13 protein-coding genes are annotated in these 15,680 nt (G+C 71.8%); 4 read left to right on the top strand and 9 right to left on the bottom strand.

All coding sequences use genetic code 11. From position 1 onward, the window contains the following. Positions 1 to 25: 25 nt before the first annotated feature. The 4 genes from ACZ3I3_RS00590 to ACZ3I3_RS00575 form a co-directional block, all read right to left on the bottom strand. On the bottom strand, positions 26 to 1,441 hold the full coding sequence (locus tag ACZ3I3_RS00590; protein WP_467361381.1) for a dihydrolipoamide acetyltransferase family protein: 1,416 nt from the start codon (positions 1,439 to 1,441) through the stop codon (positions 26 to 28). A 10-nt stretch (positions 1,442 to 1,451) separates the two neighbouring features. Beyond that, positions 1,452 to 2,429 carry an alpha-ketoacid dehydrogenase subunit beta gene (locus ACZ3I3_RS00585; protein ID WP_279542609.1) on the bottom strand — a complete coding sequence of 326 codons (978 nt, stop codon included), beginning with the start codon at positions 2,427 to 2,429 and terminating at the stop codon, positions 1,452 to 1,454. A gap of 1 nt (position 2,430) precedes the next feature. After that, positions 2,431 to 3,624, bottom strand: coding sequence for a pyruvate dehydrogenase (acetyl-transferring) E1 component subunit alpha (gene pdhA / locus ACZ3I3_RS00580; RefSeq protein ID WP_356927244.1), 1,194 nt, complete (start codon positions 3,622 to 3,624; stop codon positions 2,431 to 2,433). 391 nt (positions 3,625 to 4,015) lie between these two features. Beyond that, positions 4,016 to 5,611, bottom strand: coding sequence for a protein kinase domain-containing protein (locus tag ACZ3I3_RS00575; RefSeq protein ID WP_467361379.1), 1,596 nt, complete (start codon positions 5,609 to 5,611; stop codon positions 4,016 to 4,018). Positions 5,612 to 5,976: 365 nt separating this feature from the next. On the opposite strand from ACZ3I3_RS00575, the gene ACZ3I3_RS00570 reads away from it, so the two are divergent. Further along, positions 5,977 to 7,623 (top strand): protein kinase domain-containing protein, encoded by a 1,647-nt coding sequence (locus tag ACZ3I3_RS00570; protein ID WP_467361377.1) that lies wholly within the window; start codon positions 5,977 to 5,979, stop codon positions 7,621 to 7,623. A gap of 67 nt (positions 7,624 to 7,690) precedes the next feature. Here ACZ3I3_RS00570 and ACZ3I3_RS00565 read toward each other — a convergent pair whose 3' ends face one another. Next, on the bottom strand, positions 7,691 to 8,245 hold the full coding sequence (locus ACZ3I3_RS00565; RefSeq protein ID WP_356927287.1) for a bacterial proteasome activator family protein: 555 nt from the start codon (positions 8,243 to 8,245) through the stop codon (positions 7,691 to 7,693). Positions 8,246 to 8,516: 271 nt separating this feature from the next. On the opposite strand from ACZ3I3_RS00565, the gene ACZ3I3_RS00560 reads away from it, so the two are divergent. Then, complete coding sequence (locus ACZ3I3_RS00560) at positions 8,517 to 8,987, top strand: hypothetical protein (protein ID WP_467361375.1); 471 nt, start codon at positions 8,517 to 8,519, stop codon at positions 8,985 to 8,987. 70 nt (positions 8,988 to 9,057) lie between these two features. Here the strand turns inward: ACZ3I3_RS00560 and ACZ3I3_RS00555 are convergent, their stop codons facing one another. Further along, entirely contained in the window at positions 9,058 to 10,047 is a 990-nt protein-coding gene (locus ACZ3I3_RS00555; protein ID WP_467361373.1) for an NAD(P)H-quinone oxidoreductase, read from the bottom strand. A 170-nt stretch (positions 10,048 to 10,217) separates the two neighbouring features. On the opposite strand from ACZ3I3_RS00555, the gene ACZ3I3_RS00550 reads away from it, so the two are divergent. Both ACZ3I3_RS00550 and ACZ3I3_RS00545 read left to right on the top strand, forming a co-directional pair. Beyond that, a complete protein-coding gene (locus ACZ3I3_RS00550; protein WP_467361371.1) occupies positions 10,218 to 11,237 on the top strand; it encodes an ATP-binding cassette domain-containing protein in 1,020 nt (339 codons plus the stop codon). Then, positions 11,234 to 12,082 carry an ABC transporter permease gene (locus ACZ3I3_RS00545; RefSeq protein WP_356927250.1) on the top strand — a complete coding sequence of 283 codons (849 nt, stop codon included), beginning with the start codon at positions 11,234 to 11,236 and terminating at the stop codon, positions 12,080 to 12,082. Before ACZ3I3_RS00550 ends, ACZ3I3_RS00545 begins: the two co-directional genes overlap by 4 nt. Positions 12,083 to 12,149: 67 nt before the next feature. Here the strand turns inward: ACZ3I3_RS00545 and ACZ3I3_RS00540 are convergent, their stop codons facing one another. The 3 genes from ACZ3I3_RS00540 to ACZ3I3_RS00530 are packed head-to-tail and all read right to left on the bottom strand — an operon-like array spanning position 12,150 to position 15,606. Beyond that, positions 12,150 to 13,256, bottom strand: coding sequence for a potassium channel family protein (locus ACZ3I3_RS00540; protein WP_467361369.1), 1,107 nt, complete (start codon positions 13,254 to 13,256; stop codon positions 12,150 to 12,152). Further along, entirely contained in the window at positions 13,253 to 14,635 is a 1,383-nt protein-coding gene (locus tag ACZ3I3_RS00535) for a molybdopterin molybdotransferase MoeA (protein WP_467361367.1), read from the bottom strand. Before ACZ3I3_RS00535 ends, ACZ3I3_RS00540 begins: the two co-directional genes overlap by 4 nt. After that, the gene (locus ACZ3I3_RS00530; RefSeq protein WP_467361366.1) at positions 14,632 to 15,606 is read right to left on the bottom strand and encodes an NTP transferase domain-containing protein; all 975 of its coding nucleotides are present in this window, start codon (positions 15,604 to 15,606) and stop codon (positions 14,632 to 14,634) included. The genes ACZ3I3_RS00535 and ACZ3I3_RS00530 overlap by 4 nt, the downstream gene beginning before the upstream one ends. Positions 15,607 to 15,680 lie beyond the last annotated feature (74 nt).

Here is a 15,680-nt window from a genome sequence, read left to right as displayed (position 1 = left end):
AGGGCAGGGGGCCGCCGCGACCGGCTCACGCCCAGGTGATCAGGCGCTTCGGCTGCTCCAGGATCGCCGCCACGTCCGCCAGGACCTTCGAGCCCAGCTCCCCGTCGACCAGGCGGTGGTCGAACGACAGGGCCAGGGTGGTGACCTGACGGGGCTTCACCTTGCCCTTGTGGACCCACGGCTGGAGCTTGATCGCACCGACCGCGAGGATCGCGGACTCGCCGGGGTTGAGGATCGGCGTGCCCGTGTCGACGCCGAAGACGCCGACGTTGGTGATCGTCACCGTGCCGCCCTGCATGGCCGCCGGGGACGTCTTGCCCTCCCTGGCGGTCGACACCAGCTCGCCCAGCGACTCGGCCAGCTGCGGCAGCGTCTTGGCGTGGGCGTCCTTGATGTTCGGCACGATCAGGCCGCGCGGGGTCGCGGCCGCGATGCCCAGGTTCACGTAGTGCTTGACCACGATCTCCTGGGCGGCCTCGTCCCAGGACGCGTTGACGTCCGGGTTCCGCTTGATCGCGACGAGCAGCGCCTTGGCGATCAGCAGGAGGGGGTTCACGCGCAGACCCGCGAACTCCTTGTCCTGCTTCAGCTCCTCGACCAGCTTCATCGTGCGCGTCACGTCGACGGTCACGAACTCCGTGACATGCGGCGCGGTGAACGCCGAGCCGACCATCGCCGCCGCCGTCGCCTTGCGGACGCCCTTGACCGGGACCCGGGTCTCACGGGTGGTGTCGTACGACACCGCTGCCGGTGCGGGCGCCGGTGCGGCGGCCACGGGGGCCTCCTGCTGCGCTGCCTGCGACCGAGCCACCGCCGCGTGCACGTCCTCGCGGGTGATGATGCCGTCCGGGCCGGTCGGGACCACCGTCGTCAGATCGACGCCCAGGTCCTTGGCCAGCTTGCGGACCGGCGGCTTGGCGAGGGGACGTCCCAGGCCGGCGGGGGCGGCCGGGGTCGCGGCCCCGTGGCCGTTCAGCTCCGTCTGGATCGCCGTCGAGGCCTGCTGCACCGGGACCTCGGGGCCCTTGCGGGGGCGGCGGCGGGTGGACGACGTCGCCACCCCGTAGCCGACGAGGACCGGCTGACGGCCGGAGCCCTCCGCCTTCGGCTCCTCCGCCGGCCGGGGCGCCGGAGGCTGCTCGGCGGCGGGCGCGGGCTGCTCGGCCGCGGGGGCTGCGCCTCCGCTCACGTCCACCGCGATGATCGCCGTGCCCACGTCGACCGTGGTGCCCTCGGGGAAGTGCAGCGCCCGGACCACCCCGTCGTACGGGATGGGCAGCTCGACGGCCGCCTTCGCCGTCTCGACCTCGCACACCACCTGGCCGTCCGTGACCGTGTCACCGGGCTGGACGTACCACTTGAGGATTTCCGCCTCCGTGAGCCCCTCGCCCACGTCGGGCATCTTGAACTCGCGCACGGACGCTTCCGTCATCGTCGTCACGACCCTCTCCTCAGTACGCCAGCGAGCGGTCGACGGCATCCAGCACCCGGTCCAGGTTCGGCAGGTACTCCTCCTCCAGACGGGCCGGCGGGTACGGCGCGTGGTAGCCGCCGACCCGGAGCACCGGGGCCTCCAGGTGGTAGAAGCAGCGCTCCGTGATCCGCGCGGCGATCTCCGCGCCCGAGCCGAAGAACACCGGTGCCTCGTGGACGACGACCAGGCGGCGCGTCTTCTCCACCGACGCCTGGATCGAGTCGAAGTCGATCGGGGAGACCGAGCGCAGGTCGAGGACCTCGAGGTTCCTGCCCTCCTCGGCGGCCGCGTCGGCGACCTCCTGGCAGAGCTTCACCATCGGGCCGTAGGCGGCGAGGGTGAGGTCGGTGCCCTCGCGGACCACCTGGGCCTTGTGCAGCGGGCCCGGGATCGCCTCCGTGTTGACCTCGCCCTTGTCCCAGTAGCGGCGCTTGGGCTCGAAGAAGATCACCGGGTCGTCGCTCTGGATGGCCTGCTGCATCATCCAGTACGCGTCCGACGCGTTCGAGGGGCTGACCACCTTCAGGCCCGCCACGTGCGCGAACAGCGACTCGGGAGACTCCGAGTGGTGCTCCACCGCGCCGATGCCGCCGCCGTAGGGGATGCGGACGACGACCGGGAGCTTGACCTTGCCCAGCGAGCGGGCGTGCATCTTGGCGAGCTGCGTGACGATCTGGTCGTAGGCCGGGAAGACGAAGCCGTCGAACTGGATCTCCACGACCGGGCGGTAGCCGCGCAGGGCCAGGCCGATGGCCGTGCCGACGATGCCCGACTCGGCGAGCGGGGTGTCGATGACGCGGCTCTCGCCAAAGTCCTTCTGGAGGCCGTCCGTCACGCGGAAGACGCCGCCGAGCTTGCCGACGTCCTCGCCCATGATCAGGACCTTGGGGTCGGAGTCCAGGGCGCGGCGCAGCGACTCGTTGATCGCCTTGGCCAGAGCCATCTTGTCGGCCATCTCAGTTACCCCCCTCGTCGGCGAACGACGCCTGGTACGCGGCGAACTGGGCGCGCTCCTCGTCGACGAGCGCATGTCCGTCCGCGTAGACGTTCTCGAAGATGGCGAAGTGGTCCGGGTCCGGCATGGCACGGACCGCCTCGCGCACTCGTTTGCCCAACGCCTCGGACTCGGCCTCCAGTTCCGCGAAGAATCCCTCGTCCGCGTGGTTTGAGGCCTCCAGATAGCGGCGAAGGCGCAGGATCGGGTCCTTGGCCTCCCAGGCCTGGCGCTCCTCGTCGCCCCGGTACCGGGTGGGGTCGTCGGAGGTGGTGTGGGCGCCCATGCGGTAGGTGAACGCCTCGACGAGGGTCGGGCCCTCACCGGCGCGGGCCCGCTCCAGGGCCCAGCGGGTGACAGCGAGGCAGCCGAGCACGTCGTTGCCGTCCACCCGGACGCCCGGGAAGCCGAAGCCCTGCGCGCGCTGGTAGATCGGCACGCGGGACTGCTTCTCGGTCGGCTCGGAGATGGCCCACTGGTTGTTCTGGCAGAAGAACACGACGGGGGCGTTGTAGACCGCGGAGAAGGTGAACGATTCGGCCACGTCGCCCTGGCTGGAGGCGCCGTCGCCGAAGTAGGCGATCACCGCGCTGTCCGCCCCGTCCTTGGCGATGCCCATGGCGTAGCCGGTGGCGTGCAGCGTCTGGGAGCCGATGACGATCGTGTAGAGCTGGAAGTTGTTGCCGTTCGGGTCCCAGCCGCCGTTGTTCACGCCGCGGAACATCCCGAGCAGGTTGGTCGGGTCCACGCCGCGGCACCAGGCGACACCGTGCTCGCGGTAGGTGGGGAAGACGTAGTCGTCGTCGCGCAGGGCGCGGCCGGAGCCGATCTGGGCGGCCTCCTGGCCGAGCAGCGAGGCCCACAGGCCCAGCTCGCCCTGGCGCTGCAGGGAGGTCGCCTCGGCGTCGAAGCGGCGGGTGAGCACCATGTCGCGGTACAGACCGCGGAGCTCTTCCGGGGTGACACCGGCGACGTACTTGTCGTACTCGGCGTTCTTGACCCGCTTGCCCTCGGGCGTCAGCAGCTGCACGAGCTGGGGCTCGGCGCCGGCGTCCTTCTTGGCGGTCGTGCGGGTGGTGCGCTTGGTGCCGGTGGTGCCGGCCTTGCTTCCGGCGCTGCGTCGCGGTGTGCGCGCGGCAGTGCTCTCCACGGTCACGTGTGCTCCTCCGTCGGTCCGGCCCCCGGGGTTGCCGGTAGGCCAGTGCGGCTCACCTGTTCTCGACCACCGGGGCACGGGGTGGGTGCCACTCGGCCGGGAACAGGCGTGACAGGTGCCCCGGCGAGCGCCCTGCAAAAGGCACGTTACCCAGTGCATCACATTTCTGTGAAACCCCCTCTGACCTGGGATTTTGCTTGGATATCCAAGTAAATCGGGAAGGTGTGGAAGGGGCCCTGGTCACAGCCTTGCAGGAGGCCGGAGCAACCGCACGTTAACCCGGTGACCCACGTCACGGGAAGAGTTCTTTTGTCGGCGCGCCCAAACGGCACGCGCGCGTGGGCCCCTCTCCGGGCCCCACGCGCGCGTGGATCATGCCTTTTTCCGGTTGTCAGCCGCCGCCCTCGCCGCCCGCGCCGCCTCCGACGACACCGGTCGCGCCGCCCGCGTCGGTGCCACCCGTGTCGTCCGGCGGCGTCACCGGGTCCGAGGGCTCAGGATCCGTCGGCTCGTCGGTCGGCTGCTGCGAGGTCGGCTGGCCCGTCGGCTGGCCGGTGGGCGTCTCGGGCGCGCTCTGCGACGGCGTGTAGGACGGGGTGTACGACGGCGTCCACTCGCCGCCGCCGGAGCTCGTGCCGGTGCCGTCGTCCGTGGACGTGTCGGTCGGCTCGTCGGTCGGCTCGTCGCTCGGCGTCTCGCTGGGCGTCTTCTTGTCCGTCGTCTGCGAGGTGGTCGGCGACTGCTTGGTGCCGGGCCCCTTCGTGTCGCCGCCGGTGTTCTGCAGCGCCAGGGCGACACCCGCCGCGACGGCGATCACCGCGAGCACGGCGAGGATCCACAGCTTGCCGCGGCCGCCGCCCTTGTTGCCGTGGCCCTCGAAGCCGCCGTCGTCCCCGCCGCCGTAGCCGGCGGGCAGGATCGGCGACGGGATCTGCGCGGTCCCTGAGGGGTCCCCGGGGTGGCCCATCACGGCCGTGCCGGCGAAGCCGCCCGACGGGGTGTGACGGCCGTCGTGCATGTCGACCGGGCCGGTGTTCCAGGTGCCGGTGTGGCCGCCCTGGTCGTAGAGCATCTGCAGCGCGTACTGGACCAGCCCGCGCATCTCCTCGGCCGTCTGGAAACGGTCGTCCGGCTCCTTGGCGAGGGAGCGCATGACCAGGCCGTCGAGCTCGGGCGGGCAGGCGTCGGAGGCCTCGGAGGGAGGCGTCGGGATGTCCTGGACGTGCTGGTAGACCACCGACAGCGGGGTCTCGCCGGTGAACGGCGGGCGCAGTGAGAGCAGTTCGTAGAGCAGACAGCCCGTCGCGTACAGGTCGGAGCGGTGGTCGACGGCCTTGCCGAGCGCCTGCTCGGGCGACAGGTACTGCGGGGTGCCCATGACCATGCCGGTCTGCGTCATCGTCGACTGCGCGCCGTGCAGGGCGCGGGCGATGCCGAAGTCCATCACCTTCACGGCGCCGTTGTGCGTGATGATGACGTTGGCGGGCTTGATGTCGCGGTGCACGATGCCGTGCTGGTGCGAATAGGCGAGCGCCTCCAGGACGCCCGAGACGATGATCAGGGCCTGCTCGGGGCCCGGCGCCTCGGCGTTCAGCAGCAGGTCGCGGATCGTGCGGCCCTCGACCAGCTCCATGACGATGTAAGGGACGGACTGGCCGCCGACGACGTCCTCGCCGGAGTCGTACACGGCGACGATCGCGTGGTGGTTGAGGCCGGCGACCGACTGGGCCTCGCGCGTGAAGCGGGCCTTGGACACCGGGTCCTCGGCGAGGTCGGAACGGAGCAGCTTGACAGCGACGGTGCGCCCGAGGCGGACGTCCTCGGCGGCGAACACCTCGGCCATGCCGCCCCGGCCGAGTCTGCCGGTCAGCCGGTACCGGCCGTCGCCGACGAGCCCGCCGTTACCCCAGGACTCCGGCGCGTCCGACATGCCGCCGCCAGTCGCCTCGGGTTCGGACGGGCCCTGAGCGCGCTGCTGCTGTGCCATCAGTCCTCGCCGTCGTTTCTGCCCGCGGTGCGCGCGGTGTTGTTACGGTCTCCGTCGGCCACGCTACAGCCTCCGCGCAAGCCGCCGGTCCGAGACGGGGTGCCAGGACCGGCACGGGACGGACGGGTCATGAAACCTTTACTCCGTACTGTCGTGCAAATTCTGTGGACCGGCGGTACGTCCCCTGTAACGCTTCCGCGACGCTTCCTTCGCGTACGGTCACGGATCGGGCACCGAGCTTGACGTGTCGGTGCCCTGGGGCAGACTTGGCCGGGAATGGCGGTTTGGATCAACGCGGATCGCGCGGATCAGCGTCGGACCAGCGACAGTCGGCGGCGCCTCAAGGGCTACGGGGGAAACGGGACATGAGCCAGGACGGCGCACAGGGCCAGTACACGGGGCGGGCGCTCGCCAATGGCCGCTATCAGCTGCGTGATCTGCTCGGCCAGGGCGGCATGGCCTCGGTGCACCTCGCGTACGACAGCGTGCTCGACCGGCAGGTCGCGATCAAGACACTTCACACCGATCTCGGTCGGGAACAGGCCTTCCGCGAGCGGTTCCGCCGCGAGGCCCAGTCCGTGGCCAAGCTCACGCACACCAACATCGTCTCGGTCTTCGACACCGGCGAGGACACCCTCGACGGCATGACGACGCCGTACATCGTCATGGAGTACGTCGAGGGCCGCCCGCTCGGCTCGGTGCTCGACGAGGACGTGCACCAGCAGGGCGCGATGCCCGCCGACAAGGCGCTGAAGATCACCGCGGACGTGCTCGCCGCGCTGGAGATCAGCCACGAGATGGGGCTGGTCCACCGGGACATCAAGCCGGGCAACGTGATGATGACCAAGCGCGGCGTGGTCAAGGTCATGGACTTCGGCATCGCCCGCGCCATGCAGTCCGGTGTGACGTCGATGACGCAGACCGGCATGGTCGTCGGCACCCCGCAGTACCTCTCGCCGGAACAGGCCCTCGGCCGCGGTGTGGACGCCCGCTCCGACCTGTACTCGGTCGGCATCATGCTGTTCCAACTGGTCACCGGGCGGCTGCCGTTCGAAGCGGACTCGCCGCTGGCCATAGCGTATGCGCACGTCCAGGAGGAGCCGCCGGTTCCGTCCTCGGTCAACCGCGCGCTGCCCCCGGCCGTGGACGCGCTGATCGCCCGCGCGCTGAAGAAGAACCCGAACGAGCGCTTCCCCAGCGCCGAGGCCATGCGCGACGAGTGCCTGCGCGTGGCGTCGTCCTTCCAGGCCGCCCCGCCGAGCATCGTGCCGGGCACGCAGGCCCCGAGCGGCGCGGGCGTCGGCTCGGCCGTGTTCCCGCCGGTCGACCAGGCGACCCCGGCGCCGTCGGGCCAGGTGCAGACGCCGTACCAGCCGACCCCGCCCCCGAACCCGTACGGCACGCCCGCCCCGGGGGCGCCGTCCCAGGCCTACGGCTACCCGCAGCAGGGCGGCTACCAGACGCCGTCCCCCGCCGCGTACTCGCCGCAGCCGGGTCCGTCGACCCCGCCTCCGTACAACCTCTCGCCGCAGACCGCGCAGGTCTCCGCGGGCGGCGGCAAGAGCAACAAGCCCATGATCATCGGCTCGATCGTGGTGTCCGTCGTCGCGGTCGGCGGTCTGATCGCGGCCCTGCTGATGAACAACGGCGGCGAGGACGACCAGGGCGGCGGGGGCAGCAGCGCGAGTGCGTCGGCCTCGGCCGCCAAGAAGCCGGGCTACCGCGGGCCGGACACCTCGAGGACGATCGACACCGAGGAGTGCACGGAGCCGCAGGAGTCGTACAACGACCCCGACAAGATCCGGATGCCCGACTTCAAGTTCAAGAACATCACCTCGGTCAAGGCCTGCCTCCAGGCGGCCGGCTGGGGGAAGAAGATCAAGAACGTGGACGAGAACACGTACGGCGACGGCACGATCATGAACCAGTTCCCGTCCGCCGACACCGACGTGGACCCGAAGGACATGCCCGAGATCGAGCTCGGCGTCTCCACGGGCAACCCGCCGGCCTGATCCGCCCGCGCGAAGGGCCCGGCAGCCGAGGCTGCCGGGCCCTTCGCATGGCCGGTGCGCGGACGCGCTACAGGTACGGCCCGCCCGTGCGGCCGGCCGAACGGCCGCCCGGGGGCTGCTCGTCGAGGCCGTCATGCCCGACGCCCGGCGGCAGGGCGCGGCGCATCTGCTCCAGCTGGGCGCGGGCCGCCATCTGCTGGGCGAACAGCGTCGTCTGGATCCCGTGGAAGAGACCCTCCAGCCAGCCGACCAGCTGGGCCTGCGCGATGCGCAGCTCCGCGTCGCTCGGGGTCGTCTCGTCCGTGAAGGGCAGGGAGAGCCGCTCCAGCTCCTCGACCAGCTCGGGCGCCAGACCGTCCTCCAGCTCCTTCACCGAGCTGGCGTGGATCTCCTTGAGCCGGACCCGGCTGGCCTCGTCCAGGGGAGCCGCGCGCACTTCCTCCAGAAGCTGCTTGATCATGCTGCCGATCCGCATGACCTTCGCGGGCTGCTCCACCTGTTCCGTGACCGGGGTCTCGCGGGAGTCCTCGTCACCGCCGCCGCCACTGAGCGCCATGCCGTCCTGGCCCACGACCAGGATCTGCGGGTTCTCCGGCGACCTTTCGTTCCTCGGCATCTCCATGCCGCCATTCTCTCGCACGCCTGCACCTCACCTCCGTGGTGCCCCCGCGGGAGGCTGATCCACCGTGTTGGAGGAGACGTGTGAGTGACGCCGCGGGTTGCTCACCAACGGGTGAATCCGGCTCCCGGTCAGGTGCGGCGGCCGGACGCGATTCCGCCTGTCGGCCGAACCCGGAGTGCCGGACGTGTGGGGCGGTGTGAGGCTGATTGCCTCGATCCGACCGAACTTGCCGATCTTGCCCTACCGGGCACGGCGGGAGGGGGTCACCAACGTGACTCCATGGCAACGCGCACTGCGGGCGACGGGACTGGTGGTCGCCCTGGGGGCGGGTGCGGTCGTCTCACCGTACGGGGCAGGCGTCTCGTACGGAGCTGTCCAGTCCGTCCGGTCGTACGACGACCCGGGCGGAGGGGCCCTCGCCGCCCCGTCCGACCCGTCCCCCGCGGGCGAGCCTTCGCGGGCCGGGAGCCGGGCCGGTGAGGGGCGGGAGCGGCCGGGGCGGCCGCGGGACCCCGAGGAGGAGCGCGGCGCCGGTGAGGCCACCGCCGCGCCCGAGGAGTCCCGGGAAGCCGTTCCCGAGCCCTCCGCCCCGACGGAGCAGCCCGTACGGGAGGCCGCCGCCGCGCGCGCCGACCGCCCCGTCGGACCGGTCCTGCGCATCCTGCCGCTGGGCAGCGGCCTGGTGCTGATCGGCCTCGGCCTGGGCCTCGCCTTCTTCGCCCTGCGGCTGCGGCGGGTCTAGGGCGCGCGGGGCAGGCGGGGCTGTGCGGACACGTCCTGAGCCTGTCGGCCGGGGCGGGGCTGCCGGTACCTCAGGCGCCCTGCGGGGTGATCAGCAGCACCTTGCCGATGTGGCCGCTCTCCTCCACGACCCGGTGGGCGGCGGCCGCCTCCGGCATCGGGAGCTCGCGGTCGACGACCGGGCGCAGGTGGCCGCCGGCGAACAGGGGCCAGACGTGTTCCCGCACGGCCGCGACGATGGCCGCCTTCTCCTCCAGCGGCCGGGCGCGCAGGGACGCCGCCGTGATGGCGGCGCGCTTGGCGAGCAGGGCGCCGATGTTCAGCTCGCCCTTGATGCCGCCCTGCATTCCGATGATCGCGAGACGGCCGTTGACGGCGAGAGCCTTGACGTTGCGCTCCAGGTACTTGGCGCCCATGTTGTCGAGGATGACGTCGGCACCGGCGCCGTCCGTGGCCTTGCGGACCTCCTCGACGAAGTCCTGCTCGCGGTAGTTGACCAGGATGTCGGCGCCCAGTTCGGCGCACCGGTCGAGCTTCTCCTTCGTACCGGCCGTGACCGCCACCCGCGCGCCGACGGCCTTGGCCAGCTGGATCGCCATCGTGCCGATGCCGCTGGAGCCGCCGTGCACGAGCAGCGTCTCGCCCGGGCGCAGGTGGGCGATCATGAAGACGTTCGACCAGACCGTGCAGGTCACCTCGGGCAGGGCCGCGGCCTGCGTCAGGGCGATGCCCTCGGGCACGGGCAGCAGCTGTCCGGCGGGCACGACCACCTGCTCGGCGTAGCCGCCGCCGGAGAGCAGCGCGCACACCTCGTCGCCCACGTTCCAGCCGGAGACCCCGGGGCCGATCTCGGCGATCCGCCCGGAGCACTCCAGGCCGGGGTAGGGCGACGCGCCGGGCGGCGGGTCGTAGAAACCCTGCCGTTGCAGTATGTCGGCCCGGTTGACGGCACCGGCCGCCACCTCGACCAGGACCTCGCCCTCGCCGGGCACGGGATCCGGGACCTCGTCCCAGACCAGCGCCTCGGGCCCACCAGGTTCGGGAATCGTGATCGCATGCATGAAGGGGACGGTACTCCTCGGTCGCCGGACCGACTCCACTCCGCCCCCGGGCCGGCTCCGCCTCCGTCCTTGGTCCGGTCCCGGCCGAAATCCATGTGCGGGACCGATGAGTTTGCGCGACGGTGAAGGTCTCCCCATGCGTAGCCCACGTACTCGGAAGGACCCGACACATGAGCACGCAGACGTCCGGCCTGGCGATCGAGACCGCGGGCCTGGTGAAAACCTTCGGCGAGACGAGGGCCGTCGACGGGGTGGACCTGTCCGTGCCCGCGGGCACGGTCTACGGCGTCCTCGGCCCGAACGGCGCGGGCAAGACCACCACCGTGAAGATGCTCGCCACGCTGCTCCGGCCGGACGGCGGCGAGGCCCATGTCTTCGGCCACGACATCGTCCGCGAGGCCGACGAGGTGCGCGGCCGGGTGAGCCTCACCGGGCAGTACGCGTCGGTGGACGAGGACCTCACCGGCACCGAGAATCTGGTCCTGCTGGGCCGGCTGCTGGGCCACCACAAGAAGGCCGCCCGGGACCGCGCCGCCCAGCTCCTGGAGGCCTTCGGGCTCACCGAGGCGGCCGGGAAGCAGGTCAAGCAGTACTCGGGCGGCATGCGGCGCCGCATCGACATCGCCGCGTCCATCCTCAACACCCCCGACCTGCTGTTCCTCGACGAGCCGACGACCGGCCTCGACCCGCGCAGCCGCAACCAGGTGTGGGACATCGTGCGGGCCGTCGTCTCCCAGGGCACCACCGTGCTGCTGACCACGCAGTATCTGGACGAGGCCGACCAGCTGGCGTCCCGGATCGCCGTCATCGACCGCGGCCGGGTGATCGCCGAGGGCACCAAGGGCGAGCTGAAGTCGTCCGTCGGTGCCGGATCCGTCCATCTGCGGCTGAGGGATCCGGACCGGCGGGACCTGGCGGCGGACCTGCTGCGCCGGACCCTCGACGCACAGGTGCAGCTGGAACACGACCCGGTGGCCCTGACCGCCCGCCTCGGTGCGGCCGCGAACGCCGACAACGCCGCCCAGCAGGCGTCCCGCGCGCTGAGCGAGCTGGCCCACGCCGGGATCACCGTCGACAACTTCTCACTGGGCCAGCCCAGCCTGGACGAGGTGTTCCTCGCCCTCACCGGGCACGACACACACGACTCCTCCGACCACTCCGACGACCCGAAGGACGAGGTGGCGGCATGAGTACCGCGACGACCACCGAGAGCAAGGAACTCGCCCCGGTCAGCGCCGAATCCCTCGCCGCGCTGCTCGTCTCCAAGGAGCGTCCGCCCCGGCCCAGCGCCTGGTCGACCTCGATGACCTTCGGCTGGCGGGCGATCCTCAAGATCAAGCACGTGCCGGAGCAGCTCTTCGACGTCACGGCGTTCCCGATCATGATGGTGCTGATGTACACGTACCTGTTCGGCGGGGCGCTGGCCGGCTCGCCGAAGGAGTACATCCAGTTCCTGCTGCCGGGCATCCTCGTGATGTCGGTCGTGATGATCACGATGTACACGGGCGTCTCGGTCAACACCGACATCGAGAAGGGCGTCTTCGACCGGTTCCGCAGCCTGCCGATCTGGCGGCCCTCGACGATGGTCGGCTATCTGCTCGGCGACGCCCTGCGGTACACGATCGCGTCCGTCGTGATGCTCACCGTCGGCATCATCCTCGGCTACCGGCCGGACGGCGGCATCGGCGGTGTGCTCGCCGGAATCGCCCTGCTGGTGCTCTTCTCGTTCGCCTTCTCGTGGATCTGGACCATGTTCGGGCTGATGCTGCGCTCCGAGAAGTCGGTGATGGGCGTCAGCATGATGGTGATCTTCCCGCTCACCTTCCTGTCCAACGTCTTCGTCGACCCGAAGACCATGCCGGGCTGGCTCCAGGCCTTCGTCAACAACAGCCCCATCACGCATCTGGCGTCGGCGGTGCGCGGACTGATGGGCGGCGACTGGCCGACCGCCGAGGTCGCCTGGTCGCTGGGCTGGGCCGGACTGTTCGTGCTGGTCTTCGGGCCGATCACGATGCGGCTGTACAACCGGAAGTAGCCGTGGGGCCTTGGCCGGCCGTCGCGCACGGGGTGAGTGCGTGGCGGCCGGCCTCTCGTCCTGCCGGTCAGCTGCGGGGCATCGGCGGCAACGGCCGGACGTCGGGCGCGACCTGTGAGCCGGGCGTCGCCCGCACGATCGTGATGAGCCGGTCCGTCAGCTCCAGCGTCCCGACGGCCGGATCGTCGTAGCCGAGCACCCGGTGACCGCGTATGACGCTCACCACCAGGTCGGTGATCTCCCGCGGGGTCTTGCCCACCTCGGCCTTGACCACCGGCCGTTCGACGATGTCGAGCCCGCTGCCCTGCTGGATGAGGTCCTCCATCACCATGCCCGCGGAGGGGCTGAGCACCGACAGGCCGAGCAGACGGCCGGCGGCGCTGGCACTGGTGATGACCGCGTCGGCGCCCGACTGCTTCAGCAACGGCGCGTTCTCCTCCTCGCGCACCGCGGCCACGATGTTCGCCCCGCGGTTGAGCTGCCGGGCCGTCAGCGCCACCAGGACCGCCGTGTCGTCGCGCTGCGTGGCGATGATGATCTGGCGCGCCCTGTGCACCTCGGCGCGCTTCAGCACCTCACTGCGCGTCGCGTCCCCGACGATGCCCGCGTAGCCCTCGGCGGTCGCGGCGTCGATCACCTTCGAGCTGGGGTCGACCACGACGACCTGTTCCTTCTTCAGGCCCGTCGCGCAGACGGTCCGGATCGCCGACCTGCCCTTCGTGCCAAAGCCGATGACGACGGTGTGATCGCGCAACGTGGACCTCCAACGATTCAGCCGCCACTCCTCCCGCGTGCGTTCGGTGAGGGCTTCGAGCGTGGTGCCGACCAGGATGATCAGGAACAGCACGCGCAGGGGCGTGATGATGAGGATGTTCGTGAGCCGGGCGGCGTCACCGGCCGGGGTGATGTCGCCGTAACCGGTGGTGGAGAGGGTGACGGTCGCGTAGTAGAACGCGTCGAGGAGAGTGAGGCCGCCGCCCGCGTTGTCGTTGTAGCCGTCGCGATCGAGGTAGACGATCAGTGCGGTCACCACGAGGACCACGAGCGCCATGGAGAGCCGCTTGGCGACCTGGCGGATCGGGTGCTCCACCACTTTCCTCGGGAGTTTCACCCGATGGGTCACCAGATGCTCGTCCGCCTGGCGGGCGATCGCGTCCTGGCCCGGAAGTTTCACGTGAAACACACCCCGATTCCCCCGGACGCCCAGGGCAGGTCGAGCAGTTCCGCCTCCTGCCCCGCGCGGGCACCGCCCGGGGGCACGACCGCCAGGGCGTCGGCCGCCGCGATGCCGCGCAGCATGGCCGGTCCGTTGTAGTGCAGCGGCACGGCCTGGTCACCCCGCAGGACGACGGGGACGAGCCGCGTGTCGTACGGGTGCCCGTGCACGGCGTCCCTGAGCGGCAGCGTGTACGGCTCCGGGGCCGGGCGGGCCGCGAGGGTCCGCAGCAACGGCTCGGCGAGCGTCAGCAGCCCGGAGACGGCGGCGAGCGGGTTGCCCGGCAGGCCGACGAGGTGCTGGGACTCGCTGATGCGGGCCAGCAGCATGGGGTGGCCGGGGCGCACCTTGACGCCGTCCACGAGGAGTTCGGCACCGATGCGACGCAGCGTGGGGTGGACGTGGTCGACGGGTCCCGCGGCGGTGCCGCCGGTGGTGACGACGACATCGGCGTCGGACGTGGTGATCGCCCGGTGCAGGGCGTCGGCGTCGTCGCCGATCCGTCGTACGGCCGCGACCTCGGCGCCGAGCGCCCGCAGCCAGGGCGGCAGCATCGGGCCGAGCGCGTCCCGGATCAGACCGTCGTGCGGCCGTCCCTCGGTGAGCAACTCGTCGCCGAGGACGAGGACTTCGGCGCGAGGGCGGGGGACGGCGCTGACGGTGTCGTACCCGGCCGCCGCGGCGAGCCCGAGTACGGCCGGGGTCACCAGGGCGCCGACGGGGAGCAACTGGTCGCCGCTGCGGCACTCCTGGCCGCGAGGGCGGATGTCCTGGCCGGGGACGACGTCCCTGGTCGCGTACAGGCGGCCCTTGTCGTCGGTGCGGCCGTGCTCGCTGCGCAGAACGGCGGTGGTGTCCGGGGGGATGCGGGCGCCGGTGGCGATCCGGACGGCCTCGCCGTCGGTCAGGGGCCCGGGCGTGGCGTGCCCGGCCAGGACGCCTTCGTCCCGGACGTCCCAGGGGGCGGGCCCGGCGACCGCCCAGCCGTCCATCGCGGAGGTGTCGAAGGAGGGGAGGTCTGTGAGGGCGTCGAGGGGCGCGGCCAGGCTGAGGCCGAGGGCGGCTTCGAGAGGCACGGAGACGGGCCGGCGGCGGGTGGGCCGGGCGAGGCTCCGGGCGGCGCGTTCGGCGGTGGCCCGGGCCTCCGGCCAGGGGGTGGCGCGGTGGCGGGTGTCCGGCCGGGGAGAGGTCTCCGGCGGGCCTGAGGTCCGGCGGCTGTCCGTCTCGCCTCGTCCGGTGGGGCCGGGCAGATCGTCGCTGTTGTTCACGAGGGCGAGCACCTCCTCGACGTCGAGGTCCTCGGCGTCCTCACCGGCGCGTGTGCCGTGCGGGGTCATCCGGCGTCCGGGCGGGTGTCGGGCGTCGCGTCGGGGGCGACGTCGGGCTGGCGCGGGGTGCCGGAGGTCTGGGCCTCCGCGGTACTTTCCTCCGCCCAGCGAGTGGCGAGGGCCGCGGCCTTGCGAGCGGCCTCGGCGACCGCCTCGGGGCCGCCGCCCGCCCGTGCGGCCGCGTAGCCGACGAGGAAGGTGGTCAGCGGCGCCGCCGGCCGGTCCACACCGTGGGCGGCGTCGCGGGCGAGGTCGAGCAGCAGGCGGGCGTCGACGTCGAGGTCGATCCCCAGGTCGTCCTTGACTGCGGAAATCCATTCATCCAACACGTGCCCATGCTCCCTGATACGTGCCCTGGCGGTGGCGATGTCGTCCCAGGTGTCGCAGTCGAAGGACGCGACGGGGTCGGAGATGCGGGTGAGGTCCAGCTCGGCGATCAGCCGCCGCAGCGGGAGACCGGTGAGACCGTCGTGCCGGCCGGAGAGGAGCGCGAGCCCCTCGCGCAGCCGAGAGGCGTCGTAGGCGGCCACGAGTGGCTGGTCACGGCCCTCGGGGTCGGTCAGCAGCACGCCGTCGGCGGCGCTCGTCCGGAGCGTGCTCAGGAGCCGGTCCACCGTGTGCTCCCGCAGGAACGGCAGATCGGCGGAGAGCACCACGACGTGCTCCGCCGTGGTGTTCCGGAGCCCGGCGTCGAGAGCGGCGAGCGGGCCGCCGCCGGGCGGGTCCTCCTGGGCCCAGGTCACGGGCCGGGCTGTCGGCCGGGGCGCGGCGACGACGACGGTGGCGCGGGCGCCCGCGCACGCGGCGAGCACCCGGTCGAGCAGGGCCCGGCCGCCCACGCGCACACCGGGTTTGTCCGCGCCGCCGAGGCGCCGGGCGGCACCGCCGGCGAGCACGACGGCGTCGTACGCGGCGGGGTCCGGCCCGCGCGCGGGGCCGGTGCCGGTGCCGGATTCACCGGGGGGCTGGTAGGCGGTCACCCCCTGAGTATGCGTGCCCCCGCGATCACAAGGAACGCGGGGGAACCGACACGATCAAGGGCACCAGCTCACGG

The organism is Streptomyces sp. NPDC016851, assembly GCF_055562795.1.
This window is presented reverse-complemented; position numbering and strand designations above follow the sequence as displayed.

What these genes read in the sequence shown, in the direction of transcription:
- ACZ3I3_RS00585 (WP_279542609.1), bottom strand. Translation starts at nt 2,429, where the DNA reads ATGGCCGACAAGATGGCTCTGGCCAAGGCGATCAACGAGTCGCTGCGC.
- ACZ3I3_RS00575 (WP_467361379.1), bottom strand. Translation starts at nt 5,611, where the DNA reads ATGGCACAGCAGCAGCGCGCTCAGGGCCCGTCCGAACCCGAGGCGACT.
- ACZ3I3_RS00570 (WP_467361377.1), top strand. Translation starts at nt 5,977, where the DNA reads ATGAGCCAGGACGGCGCACAGGGCCAGTACACGGGGCGGGCGCTCGCC.
- ACZ3I3_RS00565 (WP_356927287.1), bottom strand. Translation starts at nt 8,245, where the DNA reads ATGGAGATGCCGAGGAACGAAAGGTCGCCGGAGAACCCGCAGATCCTG.
- ACZ3I3_RS00555 (WP_467361373.1), bottom strand. Translation starts at nt 10,047, where the DNA reads ATGCATGCGATCACGATTCCCGAACCTGGTGGGCCCGAGGCGCTGGTC.
- ACZ3I3_RS00550 (WP_467361371.1), top strand. Translation starts at nt 10,218, where the DNA reads ATGAGCACGCAGACGTCCGGCCTGGCGATCGAGACCGCGGGCCTGGTG.
- ACZ3I3_RS00545 (WP_356927250.1), top strand. Translation starts at nt 11,234, where the DNA reads ATGAGTACCGCGACGACCACCGAGAGCAAGGAACTCGCCCCGGTCAGC.
- ACZ3I3_RS00535 (WP_467361367.1), bottom strand. Translation starts at nt 14,635, where the DNA reads ATGACCCCGCACGGCACACGCGCCGGTGAGGACGCCGAGGACCTCGAC.